Genomic DNA, 15102 nt, shown 5'->3' on the forward strand with positions numbered 1-15102 from the left:
CGCTATGCTATACATTGTTCGTCTCATTCTTACCGTTATCTACTGCATTCTGGTCTGTGTTTTCGGCTCTGTTTATTGCCTGTTCAGCCCGCGTAATCCGAAGCATGTTGCCACTTTTGGTCATATGTTCGGTCGTCTGGCGCCACTGTTCGGTCTGAAGGTTGAAAAACGTCTGCCTGAAGGGGCGGAGAATTTCGGTAACGCCATCTATATCGCTAACCATCAGAACAACTACGATATGGTGACGGCCTCCAATATTGTCCTTCCGCCGACCGTGACGGTGGGGAAAAAAAGCCTGCTGTGGATCCCGTTTTTCGGTCAGCTGTACTGGCTTACCGGCAACCTGCTGATCGACCGTAATAACCGTGCAAAAGCGCACAGCACCATTGCGGAAGTGGTGAACCATTTTAAAAAGCGCAAAATCTCAATCTGGATGTTCCCGGAAGGAACGCGCAGCCGCGGCCGTGGCCTGCTGCCGTTTAAAACCGGGGCGTTTCATGCCGCAATTGCGGCAGGTGTTCCAATTATTCCTGTGTGCGTTTCCAATACTTCTAATAAGATTAATCTTAACCGCCTGAATAACGGGCTGGTGATTGTCGAGATGTTGCCACCCGTTGATACCAGCAAATACGGTAAAGATCAGGTGCGCGAGCTGGCAGCACACTGCCGCGAGCTGATGGCTCAGCATATTGCGCTGCTCGACAAAGAAGTCGCAGAGAGAGAAGCCGCCGGTAAGATTTAACCCGGCGTTGAAGGGAAAACGAATTCCCGCGTTGTTAGTCGTTTCAGATGGAGCTTATATGTCACTCAGTCGGCGTCAGTTTATTCAGGCTTCGGGGATCGCCCTTTGTGCGGGTGCGATGCCGCTGACAGCCAGCGCCGCCGGGCAGCAGCCGCCGCTGCCCATTCCGCCGTTGATTGAATCCCGTCGCGGTCAGCCGCTTTTCCTGACGCTGCAGCGCAGCCACTGGTCCTTTACCCAGGGAACCCGCGCGCCGGTCTGGGGCATTAACGGACGTTACCTTGGGCCGACCATCCGCGTTTGGAATGGCGATGACGTTAAGCTCATCTACAGCAACCGTACGTCTGAAAATGTCGCCATGACCATCAGCGGTTTACAGGTTCCGGGTCCGTTGATTGGCGGCGCGGCGCGCATGATGTCGCCTAACGCCGACTGGGCGCCGGTGCTGCCGATCCGTCAGAGCGCGGCCACCCTGTGGTACCACGCCAACACCCCTAACCGTACGGCGCAGCAGGTCTATAACGGCCTGGCCGGTATGTGGCTGGTGGAAGATGAGGTCAGTAAATCTCTGCCGATCCCGAACCACTACGGTGTGGACGACTTCCCGATTATTATCCAGGACAAACGTCTGGATAACTTCGGTACGCCGGAATACAGCGAGCCGGGCAGCGGTGGCTTTGTGGGCGATACGCTGCTGGTCAACGGCGCACAAAGCCCTTACGTAGAAGTCTCGCGCGGCTGGGTACGCCTGCGTCTGCTCAACGCTTCTAACTCGCGCCGCTATCAGCTCCAGATGAGCGATGGCCGTCCGCTGCACGTCATCTCCGGCGATCAGGGCTTTTTACCGGCACCGGTGTCCGTTAAACAGCTGGCCCTCTCGCCGGGTGAGCGCCGCGAAATCCTCATTGATATGACCAACGGGGATGAAGTTTCTGTCACCTGCGGCGAAGCGGCGAGCATTGTGGACCGTATTCGCGGGTTCTTTGAGCCGTCGAGTATTCTGGTTTCCACCCTGGTGCTGACCCTGCGCCCAACCGGCCTGCTGCCGCTGGTGACCGACAGCCTGCCCATGCGCCTGCTGCCGCAGGAGATCATGAGCGGTTCGCCGGTGCGCAGCCGGGATATCAGCCTGGGCGACGATCCGGGCATCAACGGCGCGCTGTGGGACGTCAACCGTATCGACATTACCGCGCAGCAGGGCACCTGGGAGCGCTGGATTGTTCGCTCGGACATGCCGCAGTCGTTCCATATTGAAGGCGTGTCATTCCTGATCCGCAACGTGAACGGTGCGATGCCGTTCCCGGAAGACCGCGGCTGGAAAGATACCGTCTGGGTGGATGGTCAGGTTGAACTGCTCGTCTACTATGGTCAGCCTTCGTGGCCGCACTTCCCGTTCCTGTTCCACAGCCAGACGCTGGAGATGATGGACAGGGGCTCCGTGGGGCAAATGCTGATCAATCCTGCGCCATAACCTCTGACATTCCCGGTTCGCCGGGAATGTTTTAAGCCCGCCAGAAAAAGCGCGAAAACAGAATCAGCACCGGATAAATTTCCAGACGTCCTAAGATCATCGCCGCGCACATCAACAGCTTAGCCCCTTCTGTTAACGTCCCAAAGGTTGAGGCTGTTTCGCCAAAGCCCAACCCCATGTTGTTGATACAGGCGGCAACCGTCGCGAATGACGTAAACAGGTCGTAGCCCATGAGATTGAGTGCCCAGACGAAAAAGCCCGTAATCATCACGTAGAGAAAGAAGAAGCTCCATACCGATCTCAGGACGCGCTCATTCACTACGCTGTTGCCAACCTTGATGCTCAGCAGCGCCCGCGGATGCGCCAGCTGATTCATCTCCTGAATGCTCTGTTTGAACATAATCAGAAAACGCAGGGCCTTGATCCCGCCGCAGGTCGAGCCTACGCAGCCGCCAAAAAAGCTGGCGCTCAATAGCAGGAAAATGGTGTGCGCAGGCCAGTGGGCATAATCCGCTGTTGAAAGGCCGTTATCGGTCATCATCGAACTGGCAAGGAAGAAGGCGTGCACCAGGCTATCCGTGGCGCCATACATCCCGGCGTGCCAGACTTGCCAGGCGGTGATAAGAATAATCACCCCAGCGCTGCTCAGAAAGAATTTGACCTCCGGGCTGCGACGAATCGGCTTAAGCGTGCGTCTGGCAATAGCAACATACCAGAGCGTGAAGTTGAAGGCGGAGAGCAAGGAAAACGCACCGGCGACCAGCTCAATCGCGTGGCTGTCATAAAAACCGATGCTTTCGCTGCGGGTTGAAAATCCCCCCAACGATACGGTTGAAAGCCCGTGACAGACTGCGTCAAAAAAGGACATTCCCGCCAGCCAGTAGGCCAGGGTACAGGCCACCCCCAGCGCTAAGTACGTTACCCACAGCGTGCGTGCGGTATCGGCGAGCCGGGGCGTCAGGCGTTCCTCTTTAAACGGCCCCGGCATTTCTGACTGGTACAGCTTCATGCCACCGATGCCCAGCAGCGGCAGAACCGCGACGGCCAGCACAATAACGCCTAACCCGCCTATGAAATTGAGCTGTGCGCGGTAATAAAGGTAGGACTTAGGCAGGGCGCTAACGTCCCCGATGACCGTGGCGCCCGTGGTGGTGATCCCGGAAACCCCTTCAAAGAGCGCGTCAGCAAAGGAGAGCTGCAGGCCGTCATCCATCCATAACGGCATGGCGCTAATGAATGAGAACAGCAGCCAGAACAGGACGATAATGACAAAACCGTCGCGGGTACGCAGCTGTATACCGGCGTGACGGGTGGCCCGCCAGGCCATCCCACCGAGGCTGAAAAAGGTCAAAAAGGTGGTCAAAAACGCAAAGTAGGTTCGCTCTTTGTTCAGCAGAGCGATCACCATCGGCGGCAGCATGGAGAGGCTGTACAGCAGCACCAGAAAACCACAGAGGTGAAGGACCACCCGCAGTTGGGAGACATGTAACGAATCGTTGGGCTTCACAGGTGAGCTCCGCGCAAACACGTATTCCGGGGCAAATCACCGGAAAATATAGTGAATATTATGATTCAAAATTATCAGGGCGGCGTATTTTAACGACTTCTGCGAATATCTGCCTGCTTGCTGCATCCTTTTCTTCAAATCTGGCGGATGAACAGCGTATAATCCGGCTCCTTTTGTCTATTTTTTCTTCGGAAGCATTATGAGCGCAATTTCCCTGATCCAGCCGGATCGTGACCTCTTCTCCTGGCCCCAGTACTGGGCGGCCTGCTTTGGACCGGCGCCGTTCCTGCCGATGTCCCGGGAAGAGATGGACCAACTGGGCTGGGACAGCTGCGATATCATTCTGGTCACGGGCGATGCCTACGTTGACCACCCGAGCTTCGGCATGGCCATCTGCGGCCGTATGCTTGAAGCGCAGGGCTTCCGCGTGGGGATCATCTCCCAGCCTGACTGGAACAGCAAAGACGACTTTATGCGTCTGGGTAAACCCAACCTGTTCTTCGGCGTGACCGCAGGCAACATGGACTCGATGATTAACCGCTATACCGCCGACCGTAAGCTGCGTCATGACGATGCCTACACCCCGGATAACGTAGCGGGTAAACGTCCTGACCGTGCCACGCTGGTCTATACCCAGCGCTGCAAAGAAGCCTGGAAAGACGTGCCGGTGATCCTGGGCGGCATCGAGGCGAGCCTGCGCCGCACCGCGCACTACGACTACTGGTCAGATACCGTGCGCCGTTCGGTGCTGGTGGATTCCAAAGCCGACATGCTGATTTACGGTAACGGTGAGCGTCCGCTGGTGGAAGTGGCGCACCGTCTGTCGCAGGGCGAGCCGGTGAGCAGCATCCGCGACGTGCGCAATACCGCGATCATGGTGAAAGAGGCGCTGCCAGGCTGGAGCGGGGTGGATTCCCGCATCATCGATATGCCGGGCAAAATCGACCCGATCCCCCACCCATATGGTGAAGATCTGCCGTGTGCCGATAACAAGCCGGTAGAGCCAAAGAAGGCGGAGGCAAAGGCGATCGTCGTTCAGCCGCCGCGCCCGAAACCGTGGGAAAAAACCTATGTGCTGCTGCCGTCCTACGAGAAGGTGAAAGCCGACAAGGTGCTCTACGCGCACGCGTCCCGTATTCTGCACCATGAAACCAACCCGGGTTGTGCCCGCGCCCTGATGCAGAAGCACGGCGAGCGCTTTATCTGGATCAACCCGCCGGCGATCCCGCTCTCCACGGAAGAGATGGACAGCGTCTTCGCGCTGCCTTACAAGCGCGTGCCGCACCCGGCGTACGGCAACGCCCGTATCCCGGCGTATGAGATGATCCGCTTCTCAATCAACATCATGCGCGGCTGCTTCGGGGGCTGCTCCTTCTGCTCCATTACCGAGCACGAAGGACGTATTATTCAGAGCCGCTCTGAAGATTCGATCATCAATGAGATCGAAGCCATTCGCGACACCGTACCGGGCTTTACCGGCGTGATTTCCGACCTTGGCGGCCCAACCGCCAACATGTATATGCTGCGCTGTAAGTCGCCGCGCGCGGAGCAGACCTGCCGCCGCCTGTCGTGCGTCTATCCGGATATCTGTCAGCACATGGACACCAACCACGAGCCGACGATCAACCTCTACCGCCGCGCGCGTGATCTGAAAGGCATCAAGAAGATCCTGATCGCTTCCGGGGTACGTTACGATATCGCTGTGGAAGATCCGCGCTACATCAAAGAGCTGGCGACGCACCACGTGGGTGGCTATCTGAAGATTGCGCCGGAGCACACCGAAGAAGGCCCGCTGTCGAAGATGATGAAGCCGGGCATGGGCAGCTACGACCGCTTTAAAGAGCTGTTCGACACCTACTCGAAGCAGGCGGGCAAAGAGCAGTATCTGATCCCATATTTCATCTCGGCGCACCCTGGCACGCGTGATGAGGATATGGTGAACCTGGCGCTGTGGCTGAAGCAGCGTCGCTTCCGTCTGGATCAGGTGCAGAACTTCTATCCTTCACCGCTCGCCAACTCGACGACCATGTATTACACCGGCAAAAACCCGCTGAGTAAGATTGGCTATAAGAGTGAAGAGGTGGTGGTGCCGAAAGGGGATAAACAGCGTCGTCTGCACAAAGCGCTGCTGCGTTATCACGATCCGAAAAACTGGCCGCTGATCCGTCAGGCGCTGGAAGAGATGGGCAAAAAGCACCTGATCGGCTCGCGCCGCGACTGCCTGGTGCCGGCGCCTACGCTTGAGGAGATGCGCGAAGCGCGTCGCCAGAACCGCAATACGCGCCCGGCGCTGACCAAGCACACGCCGATTGTGCATCAGCGTTCGAACGGTGGGGCGGGAACGAAGAAAAACGTAAAACGTAAGAGCGGCTAGACATATTGCCCGGTGGCGCTGCGCTTACCGGGCCTACAGTTCAGCGCGTAGGCCGGGTAAGGCGCAGACGCCACCCGGCTTTTTTCTGCATAAGAGCAGGAGGCCCAACATGAAAATAATGAAGTTAACGGGAGCGATGCTGATTGGCCTGACGTTAAGCGGTTGTGTAATGCACCGCCAGACACAGCCAGAAGTGGAAGGACGTCTTATCGACAGCGCAGGTAAGCCAGTCCCGGGCGCTAAAATAACATTAGAGAGGGAGCAAACGCTTTCTGACGACAACGGTCGTTTTGCTTTTCAGAGCCAGCATGAGTGGATCTTCTTTCTGCCAATAGGTCCGATGGACTGGATTTATCGCACCCCGCTCCAGATAAGTGTCAACGGAAAGGAATATGAAGCAGAAGCAGGCGGCGGTCTCGGCGGACCACATGAACTTGAAGGGAAAGCGTTTAACGTTATTTGCACCTTGCCTGACCTCCCCGGAGAAGCGAGATGTCAGTCCGGTTTATAGATTAAAACGAGCCCGGTGTAAGATCGGGCTCGTTTTAGGTATTACCCGCCAAACTGATCCGGATCCGGCCCTAAACGTTTCCCCTTATCCAGCTTCGCAATCTCACCCAGTTCATCTTTGTCCAGGCGGAAATCCCAGACGTCGAAGTTCTCGGCGATGCGCGATGGCGTGACCGATTTCGGGATCACCACCAGGCCGTTGTCCAGGTGCCAGCGAATGACAACCTGCGCCGGGGTTTTGCCGTATTTATCCGCCAGATCGCGGATAATTTTCTGGTCGAACACCCCCTCGCCGCCCTGAGCCAGCGGGCTCCAGGATTCGGTCTGGATTTTGTGCGTGGCGTTCCAGGCGTGAAGCTGGCGCTGCTGCATCAGCGGGTGCAGCTCGATCTGGTTAATCACCGGCGCGACGCCCGTTTCGTCTATCAGCCGCTGCAGGTGATGCACCTGGAAGTTACAGACGCCGATGCTTTTCACCAGCCCCTCTTTCTGCAGTTCAATCATCCCTTTCCAGGCGTCAACGTAATGGTCGATAGCCGGAACCGGCCAGTGCATCAAATACAGGTCGACGAAATCAAGCTGGAGTTTCTCCAGGCTCTCCTGCAGCGCTTCGCGCGGGCGCTTTTGATCGTCGTTCCAGAGTTTTGTGGTGATAAATAACTCATCGCGAGGGACACCGGCGCTGGTCAGAGCCTTACCCACGCCGTCCTCATTTTTATACGCGGCGGCGGTATCAATCGACCGATAGCCGACTTCCAGGGCCTTATGAATGGCGGAGACGACCTCGTCGTTACCGGCTTTCCATACACCTAGCCCCAACTGGGGCATCACGTTGCCGTCCTGCAGCTTGATTACGGTTTGGTTTGCCATTTTTCCTCCTTCAGGTGCGCATCGCCGGAGAGGAACTCCGGCGATGGGGTGTGCATTAAGTCTGGACGAAATGTCAAAAAACGAAAGTCGGAGGGACAAAAACGCTTAGCGTACCGCCTCGTAGATGCGACGGCTCACGTCCAGCGTAATGTCGCCGTGTTCGCCCAGATGGGTCATGCCGTGTTCTTCCAGTTTCGCCAGCAGGGCAGGGATAGAGCTGCCATCCAGACCGTAGCCAGACAGACGCGTTGGTACGCCCAGCCCTTCAAAGAAGTTGCGGGTCGCGTCGATTGCCGCATCAATACGCGCATCGTCAGAGCCCTCGGTGATATTCCACACGCGCTCGGCGTACTGCAGCAGTTTGGCACGTTTGGTATCCCGCTTTTCGTTCCACAGCGCAGGCAGAACAACGGCCAGCGTTTGGGCGTGGTCCAGGCCGTGCATCGCCGTCAGCTCGTGGCCCAGCATGTGGGTCGCCCAGTCCTGCGGCACGCCAGCCCCGATCAGGCCATTCAGCGCCTGCGTTGCAGCCCACATCACGTTGGCACGCACGTCGTAGTTTTCCGGCTCTTTCAGCGCTTTCGGACCTTCTTCAATCAGCGTCAGCAGAATGCCTTCCGCGAAACGATCCTGAATTTTGGCGTTCACAGGGTAGGTGACGTACTGCTCAACGGTATGCACAAAGGCATCGACCACGCCATTCGCCACCTGACGCGCAGGCAGGGTGTAGGTGTAAACCGGATCCAGGATAGCGAACACTGGCTGAACGTGTTCGTTCATAAAGGCCTGTTTATCGCCAGTGGTTTTGCGGGAGATCACCGCGCCCTTGTTGGATTCAGAGCCGGTAGCCGGCAAAGTCAGCACCGAGCCCATCGGGATCGCGCTTTTAATGTCGCTGCCGCGGGTTTCCAGGATGTGCCACGGATCAACGCCGTCTGCGTAGTGGGCTGCCGCGGCGATAAATTTGGTGCCGTCCAGTACGGAGCCGCCGCCGACCGCCAGCAGGAAGGTGACCTTCTCGTCGCGGGCGATTTTCACCGCGTTCATCAGCGTTTCGTAAGAGGGGTTTGGCTCAATACCGCCAAACTCACGCACGTCCAGACCGTCCAGCGCGCTGTAAACCTGATCCAGCACGCCGGTTTTTTTCACGCTGCCGCCACCGTAGGTGACGAGGACGCGGGCGTCTGCCGGGATCTGCGCGCGCAGATCGGCGATAGCGTCTTTACCAAACAGAATGCGGGTTGGGGTGTGAAGATTAAAGTTGTTCATGGCTCGTTCCCTTTAGTGGGTGAAAAATCGTGGTGGCGCAGAGGGCAACCTGATGCTGCACATTGTGGTCGCCTGCGGCTATCCTCTCAATGCACATTCCTGCCGATGTCTTGCCCATTTCTACAGAGCGCTGGAGAAAGCGCGGAAAACGACGCACACTGTCAACGTCGGAAACCGTACCCGGAGTAACGAAAAATGAACCGTGAGGCTATCTGTCAGCAGCTCACTGCGCAGATTAAGAGATTGATAGATAATGAAAACCGCGCCAGCGAACTGCTGCCGGATATTCGCCTGCTTTATGGCACCCAGCCCGGGACGCGTACGCCGGTGATGTACCAGCCGGGCATCGTTTTTCTCTTTTCTGGACATAAAATTGGCTATATCAACGAGCGCGTCTTCCGTTACGACACCAATGAATATCTGTTGCTGACAGTACCTTTACCCTTTGAATGTGAAACCTTCGCGACAGAGGCGGTTCCGCTGGCGGGGATCCGCGTCAATGTTGATATCCTTCAACTGCAGGAGTTGCTGATGGAGATTGGCGAAGACGAACTTTTCCAGCCGTCAATGGCGTCGAGCGGGATTAACTCTGCGACGTTATCGGAAGAGATCCTCTGCGCCATTGAGCGTCTGCTGGACGTGATGGAGAGGCCGCTGGATGCGCGCATTCTCGGCAAACAGATCATCCGCGAAATTCTTTACCACGTACTGCTGGGACCCGGCGGTGGGGCGTTGCTCGCCCTGGTCAGCCGACAGACCCACTTCAGCCTGATAAGCCGCGTGCTCAAGCGTATTGAGAGCCAGTACACCGAAAACCTGAGCGTTGACCAGCTCGCCGCGGAGGCGAACATGAGCGTCTCGGCGTTTCACCACAACTTTAAGTCGGTGACCAGCACCTCGCCGTTGCAGTACCTCAAAACCTACCGGCTGCATAAGGCGCGGATGCTGATGATCCACGATGGCATGAAGGCCAGCGCGGCGGCAATGCGGGTAGGCTATGAGAGCGCGTCACAGTTCAGTCGGGAATTTAAACGCTACTTCGGCGTCACGCCGGGAGAAGATGCGTCACGTATAAGAACCATGCAGGGAGCTTAGGCTTTTTTCCCTCTCCCCTATGGGGAGAGGGTCAGGGTGAGGGGATCAGGCGCTGCAGTACTTCTTCTTGATCACCACCGCGATGGTCCCTACCAGTCCCGCCACCAGCAGGAACATCGGCAGCACCATCAGGAAGGTCATTACCTGGTCTTCATGGTGTTTCACAAACGGGATCATATTCAGCGCGTAACCGAGCGTAGTGACCACGCCGACCCACAAAAGCGCGCTCAGCCAGTTGAAGAACTGGAAGCGGCGGTTCGACAGACCGGAAATGCCCGCCATGGTAGGCAGAAGGGTGCGAACAAACGCCAGGAAACGCCCGGCCAGCAACGCCAGCAGGCCGTGCCGATCGAACATGCAGGTGGCACGCTGATGATATTTATGCGGTAACTGCGCCAGCCAGCTTTTAACGACGCGTGTATTCCCCAGCCAGCGGCCTTGCAGATAGCTCAGCCAGCAGCCCAGGCTCGCGGCGGAAGTGAGGATGACCATGGTTGGCGTGAAGTCCATGACGCCTTTGCCGATTAACGCCCCGGCAAGTAAAAGCAGGCTGTCACCGGGTAAAAATGAGGCTGGCAGTAGTCCATTTTCCAGGAACAGCGTTGCGAACATCACGAAATAGACGATACCGACGACGTGAGGATCCGCCAGCGCGGCAAAGTCGTGTTGCCAGAGCGCCGCGATAATATCTTGAATAACAGCCATGGACTTTCCTGTGGAACAGCAGATATAACGCTATTGTACTCCCTTATTCGCCCGTCGGGTTTGATCGCGGGCGCATCTCATGCAGACTTTTCTGGTTGCAGTGTCCACAAAAGCGTCCAGGGAGTACATTTTCAGCCAGCACTTTACACGATACGCTCGAACCCTGCTGCTAAATCGGCAATTAAATCGTCCACATTTTCTAAACCGATGTGCAGTCGGATCAGGGTACCGCTGAAGTCCACTTCGCCGCCGGGACGCAGCGCCGCAATCTGTTCCGGCTGGTTAGGCAGGATCAGGGACTCAAATCCGCCCCAGGAGTAGGCCATGCTGAAGAGGGTAAAGTTATCCAGATAATTTGCCAGCTCGTCATGGGTCAGGCGTTTTTTCAGAACGAACGAGAACAAACCGCTGCTGCCCGTAAAGTCACGTTGCCAGAATTCATGTCCCTTACTGCCTGGTAGCGCCGGATGATTAACGCGCTCAACCTGCGGGTGCTGTGCCAGCCATTCGGCCACTTTCAGGCTGCTTTCATGGTGCTGGCGCAGACGAACCCCCAGCGTGCGAATACCACGGCTGGTCATATAGGCCGTGTCGGCATCCACCATCTGACCCATCAGGTAGGCATTTTCACGCAGCTGATCCCAGCAGCGGGCGTTAGAGACCGCCGTGCCAATCATGCCATCAGAGTGGCCAATCAGGTACTTGGTTGCCGCCTGAATCGAGATATCAATGTCGAATTCCAGCGCCTTAAACAGCACACCAGCCGCCCAGGTGTTGTCGATCATGATAATCGCTTCTGGCGCTTTACTGCGCACGGCTTTCACGATGGCCGGCACGTCGTGCACTTCCATGGTGAGCGATCCTGGTGATTCCAGGAACACAATGCGCGTGTTTGGCTGAATAAGCTCGGCAATGCCTTCACCAATCAGCGGATCGAACCAGCCGGTGGTGACGCCGAGCTTGCTGAGGATTTTGGTGCAGAAGTCCTGGCTGGGTTCATAGGCGGTGTTGGTCATCAGGATATGGTCGCCCTGTTCCACAAACGCCAGAATGGTATTGGCGACCGCCGCGGCGCCGCACGGGAACAGCGCGCAGCCGGCACCGCCTTCCAGCTCGCACATCGCTTCCTGCAGAGAAAAATGGGTTAGCGTGCCACGACGGCCATAAAACAGCCCGCCTTTCGCGCGGTTACGCGTGGCGTTTTTTTTCTCCTCCACGGTATCAAACACCAGCGAGGAGGCGCGTTGAATCACGCTGTTGACCGAGCCCTGGGTATATTTCTTGCTGCGTCCTGCCTGTACCAGCGTGGTATCAAGATGCTTCTTAGTCATGTTCGCTAACCCTGTTTTTATACGTCTGGACGTCCAGACTACCACGATTGTAAAAATCTGCACCCTGAGGCTTATCGAATAAGCAGAAAATATTAGCAAAAAACCGCATAAGAAATTTTTACTGCGTAAGCGCAAAGAAAGTGAGCAAAAATTGCGGCACTATGTAAATAGTAATGAGAACGACTATCAATTCGACGACGTTTTGATATTATTATGCTCAGATTTTGTGATTTGCGTCCTGGAGATACAGAGTGGGTAATAATTTGATGCAGACGGATCTCTCCGTTTGGGGCATGTATCAACATGCTGACATCGTGGTTAAGATTGTGATGATCGGCCTGATTCTGGCGTCCGTGATCACGTGGGCTATCTTCTTTAGCAAGAGCGCCGAACTCATTTCTCAGAAGCGTCGCCTTAAGCGGGAGCAGTTGCAGTTAGCCGAAGCCCGCTCGCTGGATCAGGCTTCTGACATGACCTCATCTTTCCACGCCAAAAGCCTGACCACCCTGTTAGTTAACGAAGCGCAAAACGAGCTGGAACTCTCCGCTGGCAGTGAAGATAACGAAGGCATCAAAGAGCGTACCGGCTTCCGTCTTGAGCGTCGCGTTGCGGCCGTTGGCCGACATATGGGACGTGGTAACGGATATCTGGCGACGATCGGCGCAATTTCGCCGTTCATCGGTCTTTTCGGTACGGTCTGGGGCATCATGAACAGCTTCATCGGTATCGCCCAGACCCAAACCACCAACCTGGCAGTGGTGGCACCGGGTATCGCGGAAGCGCTGCTGGCGACGGCTATCGGTCTGGTAGCGGCCATCCCGGCGGTGGTTATCTACAACATCTTCGCGCGGATGATTGGCAGCTACAAAGCCACGCTTGGTGATGTTGCCGCGCAGGTTCTGCTGCTGCAAAGCCGCGATCTCGACCTTAATGCCAGCTCGGTTAAGCCGGTGCATGCGGCGTCCAAACTGCGCGTAGGTTAATGCGATGGCAATGCGTCTAAACGAAAACCTGGACGATAACGGCGAAATGCATGAAATCAACGTGACGCCGTTTATCGACGTTATGCTGGTTCTGCTGATTATCTTCATGGTGGCTGCGCCGCTGGCGACGGTTGACGTGAAGGTCAATCTGCCGGCCTCTTCCAGCCAGCCACAGCCGCGTCCGGAGAAGCCTGTTTATCTGTCCGTGAAGGCGGATAAATCGATGTTCCTCGGTAACGACCCGGTGACGACTGACTCTGTCATCCCGGCGCTGGAGCAGCTTACCGGCGGTAAGAAAGACACCACGGTCTTCTTCCGGGCGGATAAAACCGTTGATTACGAAACCATGATGAAGGTAATGGACACGCTGCATCAGGCGGGTTACCTGAAGATTGGACTGGTCGGCGAAGAAAAAGCGGCTAAAAAATAAAATAAAAGCTGGCGAAAGCCGGCTTTTTTGTTTTCTCTAAGGCCAAATCGTCATTATTTTCTGCCGTTTCTCCCCACACATCATATTTATTTATCAATAAAGCCATCATTAATAATCTCTTGATTGTTAAGCAAATATCAATATTCGGCTGCGTCATTTAACGCTATCTTTTGTTGTGATGGCCTTTTCCGCGCTGCTGATCCATCTGGGGCACGGGGAAACCGAATATCACTTCTCTGTTTTCGTCCTCCTCTCCGCGCTGCTTGCCTGGCGCGACTGGCGACCGCTGTTGATGGGGGCTGCGGTCATCGCCATACACCATCTGGTCTTTAACTATTTGCAGGAGCACGACCTGTATGGCGTGGTGGTGTTTATGCACACTGGTTTTCATATAGTGCTTTTTCACGCCCTGTTTGTGGTAGTCCAGACGGCGATCCTGATCCTGCTGGCGGTGCGCATGGAGCAGGACGCCCGCTCGGCGAGCGAGGTGGCCGCACTCGCCGGGGTCATTAACCGCGAGCCGGGGTATCTGACGCTCGCCGTCGATGCCGCGCCCGCCGGGTCGCCCTTCGCCCGTACCTTTAGCCTGACGCTGGGCACCATGCGCGCCACGCTTGAGCAGGTCAGCGCCAATATTGGCCAGCTGCTGGAAGCTTCCCGCACATTAGGCCAGCGTAACAGTGCGCTGTCAGAGCGTACCGATCACCAGGCAAATTCGCTGGCAACGGCGGCCAGCGCGATGGAACAGCTACGGGCTGTCGCCACCCTGACCAGTGAAAAAGCCAGCCAGGTCAGAGAAGTGGCATTCAGCACCTGCCACGTGGCGGAGCAGGGCGGGAATAACGTACGGCAGGCGATGGCGGCAATGGAGCAGATTCGCGAGGAGTCGCAGCGCATTTACGCCATTCTGGAACTGATCGACGGCATTGCCTTCCAGACCAATATTTTGTCGCTTAACGCCTCGGTCGAGGCTGCCAGAGCGGGCGAACATGGCAAAGGTTTCGCAGTGGTCGCCTCCGAAGTGCGCGTCCTGGCGCAACGTAGCGAAGAGGCCGCAAAAGAGATCCGCCAGCTGCTGACCGCGGCGCAGGCGACCACTCAGCACGGGGTTGAGCAGGTTGAGCACGCCGGGCTAACGATGAAGTCGATCATTGAGAGTATCGAAGGGCTTCGCTCTTTGCTGGAAGAGCTCTCACAGATGAGTGAGCAGCAGCGGGCGAGCATTGCACAAATGAACGACAGCATTGCCAGCATTGATGCCAGCGTACAGGAGAATGTGCGCCACGTTGCGCAGACCCTGCAGGTGGCTGAAGCACAGCGGCAGCAGACAAGTCAGTTAAAAGAGGCGATTGCCGTATTCAGATTTAATTAGCGTGGTGGTTCGGTGGGGGCGCTGCTGCCAGACGCCAGCGCGTCCTCATCAAGCGCAACGCAGGTCACGTTTGAGGTGCGGTATTCGCCGTCTGCCAGTTTGCGCGTCAGGCGCAGGGTGGCGATTTCTCTGGCAAGCAGATACTGATAGTTGGCTTCAAGGCGCCCCAGAAGCTTCTCTTTGAGCTCCGGTCGCTGTTCGATAATGGCATTCATCACCGCACCGTAAATCTCTTCCTTTACCTGTAACGGATAAATATCGCGCCGGTTCTGCCATTTCAGTCGAACCAGTGCTGCCGGGATCGAGACCAGGTCTTGCGTAATACGCGTCATCTCGTCATTTTTTGATTTTCTCAGCGCATCGAGATTTTGCTTTAAGATAAATTCATCACTTTTTTTATCATCTAAAGTCAAATAAACGTCATTGTTCTTAATTTCTTTCAC

At 56.3% G+C, this 15102-nt stretch carries 15 protein-coding genes; 8 read left to right on the forward strand and 7 right to left on the reverse strand.

Going from position 1 to position 15102, the window contains the following annotated elements; genetic code table 11:
* Positions 1-4: 4 nt before the first annotated feature.
* On the forward strand, positions 5-742 hold the full coding sequence (gene plsC / locus C5687_RS07335) for a 1-acylglycerol-3-phosphate O-acyltransferase (protein ID WP_025758488.1): 738 nt from the start codon (positions 5-7) through the stop codon (positions 740-742).
* Between the two features lie 58 nt (positions 743-800).
* Positions 801-2213 (forward strand): cell division protein FtsP, encoded by a 1413-nt coding sequence (ftsP, locus tag C5687_RS07340; RefSeq protein WP_104556662.1) that lies wholly within the window; start codon positions 801-803, stop codon positions 2211-2213.
* 31 nt (positions 2214-2244) lie between these two features.
* On the opposite strand, the gene C5687_RS07345 is transcribed toward ftsP, so the two are convergent.
* Complete coding sequence (locus tag C5687_RS07345) at positions 2245-3720, reverse strand: TrkH family potassium uptake protein (RefSeq protein WP_104556663.1); 1476 nt, start codon at positions 3718-3720, stop codon at positions 2245-2247.
* A 199-nt stretch (positions 3721-3919) separates the two neighbouring features.
* Here C5687_RS07345 and C5687_RS07350 point away from each other — a divergent pair, with 199 nt between their 5' ends.
* Both C5687_RS07350 and C5687_RS07355 read left to right on the forward strand, forming a co-directional pair.
* Entirely contained in the window at positions 3920-6094 is a 2175-nt protein-coding gene (locus tag C5687_RS07350) for a YgiQ family radical SAM protein (RefSeq protein ID WP_045285898.1), read from the forward strand.
* Positions 6095-6203: 109 nt separating this feature from the next.
* Positions 6204-6605: a transthyretin-like family protein gene (locus C5687_RS07355; RefSeq protein ID WP_045285897.1), complete on the forward strand. Its 402-nt coding sequence runs from the start codon at positions 6204-6206 to the stop codon at positions 6603-6605.
* Positions 6606-6646: 41 nt separating this feature from the next.
* Here C5687_RS07355 and dkgA read toward each other — a convergent pair whose 3' ends face one another.
* Together dkgA and yqhD are read right to left on the reverse strand one after the other, a co-directional pair.
* On the reverse strand, positions 6647-7474 hold the full coding sequence (gene dkgA, locus C5687_RS07360; RefSeq protein ID WP_047959470.1) for a 2,5-didehydrogluconate reductase DkgA: 828 nt from the start codon (positions 7472-7474) through the stop codon (positions 6647-6649).
* A 105-nt stretch (positions 7475-7579) separates the two neighbouring features.
* The gene (gene yqhD / locus C5687_RS07365; RefSeq protein WP_104556664.1) at positions 7580-8743 is read right to left on the reverse strand and encodes an alcohol dehydrogenase; all 1164 of its coding nucleotides are present in this window, start codon (positions 8741-8743) and stop codon (positions 7580-7582) included.
* A gap of 195 nt (positions 8744-8938) precedes the next feature.
* On the opposite strand from yqhD, the gene C5687_RS07370 reads away from it, so the two are divergent.
* Positions 8939-9838, forward strand: a complete 900-nt coding sequence (locus C5687_RS07370) for an AraC family transcriptional regulator (RefSeq protein WP_021242116.1) — start codon at positions 8939-8941, stop codon at positions 9836-9838.
* 45 nt (positions 9839-9883) lie between these two features.
* On the opposite strand, the gene yghB is transcribed toward C5687_RS07370, so the two are convergent.
* Both yghB and metC read right to left on the reverse strand, forming a co-directional pair.
* Positions 9884-10543 carry a DedA family general envelope maintenance protein YghB gene (gene yghB / locus C5687_RS07375; protein WP_025758479.1) on the reverse strand — a complete coding sequence of 220 codons (660 nt, stop codon included), beginning with the start codon at positions 10541-10543 and terminating at the stop codon, positions 9884-9886.
* Between the two features lie 143 nt (positions 10544-10686).
* Positions 10687-11874 (reverse strand): cystathionine beta-lyase, encoded by a 1188-nt coding sequence (gene metC, locus C5687_RS07380; RefSeq protein ID WP_025758478.1) that lies wholly within the window; start codon positions 11872-11874, stop codon positions 10687-10689.
* 251 nt (positions 11875-12125) lie between these two features.
* Here metC and exbB point away from each other — a divergent pair, with 251 nt between their 5' ends.
* Complete coding sequence (gene exbB / locus C5687_RS07390; RefSeq protein WP_025758477.1) at positions 12126-12857, forward strand: tol-pal system-associated acyl-CoA thioesterase; 732 nt, start codon at positions 12126-12128, stop codon at positions 12855-12857.
* 4 nt (positions 12858-12861) lie between these two features.
* Entirely contained in the window at positions 12862-13287 is a 426-nt protein-coding gene (gene exbD, locus C5687_RS07395) for a TonB system transport protein ExbD (protein ID WP_025758475.1), read from the forward strand.
* Here the strand turns inward: exbD and C5687_RS24735 are convergent.
* Positions 13277-13444, reverse strand: a complete 168-nt coding sequence (locus C5687_RS24735; protein ID WP_158252219.1) for a hypothetical protein — start codon at positions 13442-13444, stop codon at positions 13277-13279. The two genes, exbD and C5687_RS24735, sit on opposite strands and share 11 nt — an antisense overlap.
* Before the next feature lie 21 nt (positions 13445-13465).
* On the opposite strand from C5687_RS24735, the gene C5687_RS07400 reads away from it, so the two are divergent.
* Positions 13466-14659: a methyl-accepting chemotaxis protein gene (locus C5687_RS07400; protein ID WP_238380454.1), complete on the forward strand. Its 1194-nt coding sequence runs from the start codon at positions 13466-13468 to the stop codon at positions 14657-14659.
* Here C5687_RS07400 and C5687_RS07405 read toward each other — a convergent pair.
* Positions 14656-15102, reverse strand: coding sequence for a hypothetical protein (locus C5687_RS07405; protein ID WP_045285891.1), 447 nt, complete (start codon positions 15100-15102; stop codon positions 14656-14658). The genes C5687_RS07400 and C5687_RS07405 overlap by 4 nt on opposite strands.

Origin of the sequence: Enterobacter sichuanensis, assembly GCF_002939185.1 — a bacterium.
Lineage (GTDB): Bacteria > Pseudomonadota > Gammaproteobacteria > Enterobacterales > Enterobacteriaceae > Enterobacter > Enterobacter sichuanensis.

Excerpts from the sequence above, each read along its gene's own strand:
- ftsP (WP_104556662.1), top strand. The coding sequence starts at position 801 with ATGTCACTCAGTCGGCGTCAGTTTATTCAGGCTTCGGGGATCGCCCTT.
- C5687_RS24735 (WP_158252219.1), bottom strand. The coding sequence starts at position 13,444 with ATGACGCAGCCGAATATTGATATTTGCTTAACAATCAAGAGATTATTA.
- C5687_RS07400 (WP_238380454.1), top strand. The coding sequence starts at position 13,466 with ATGGCCTTTTCCGCGCTGCTGATCCATCTGGGGCACGGGGAAACCGAA.
- plsC (WP_025758488.1), top strand. The coding sequence starts at position 5 with ATGCTATACATTGTTCGTCTCATTCTTACCGTTATCTACTGCATTCTG.
- C5687_RS07370 (WP_021242116.1), top strand. The coding sequence starts at position 8,939 with ATGAACCGTGAGGCTATCTGTCAGCAGCTCACTGCGCAGATTAAGAGA.
- yghB (WP_025758479.1), bottom strand. The coding sequence starts at position 10,543 with ATGGCTGTTATTCAAGATATTATCGCGGCGCTCTGGCAACACGACTTT.
- C5687_RS07355 (WP_045285897.1), top strand. The coding sequence starts at position 6,204 with ATGAAAATAATGAAGTTAACGGGAGCGATGCTGATTGGCCTGACGTTA.
- yqhD (WP_104556664.1), bottom strand. The coding sequence starts at position 8,743 with ATGAACAACTTTAATCTTCACACCCCAACCCGCATTCTGTTTGGTAAA.
- exbD (WP_025758475.1), top strand. The coding sequence starts at position 12,862 with ATGGCAATGCGTCTAAACGAAAACCTGGACGATAACGGCGAAATGCAT.
- C5687_RS07350 (WP_045285898.1), top strand. The coding sequence starts at position 3,920 with ATGAGCGCAATTTCCCTGATCCAGCCGGATCGTGACCTCTTCTCCTGG.
- dkgA (WP_047959470.1), bottom strand. The coding sequence starts at position 7,474 with ATGGCAAACCAAACCGTAATCAAGCTGCAGGACGGCAACGTGATGCCC.
- metC (WP_025758478.1), bottom strand. The coding sequence starts at position 11,874 with ATGACTAAGAAGCATCTTGATACCACGCTGGTACAGGCAGGACGCAGC.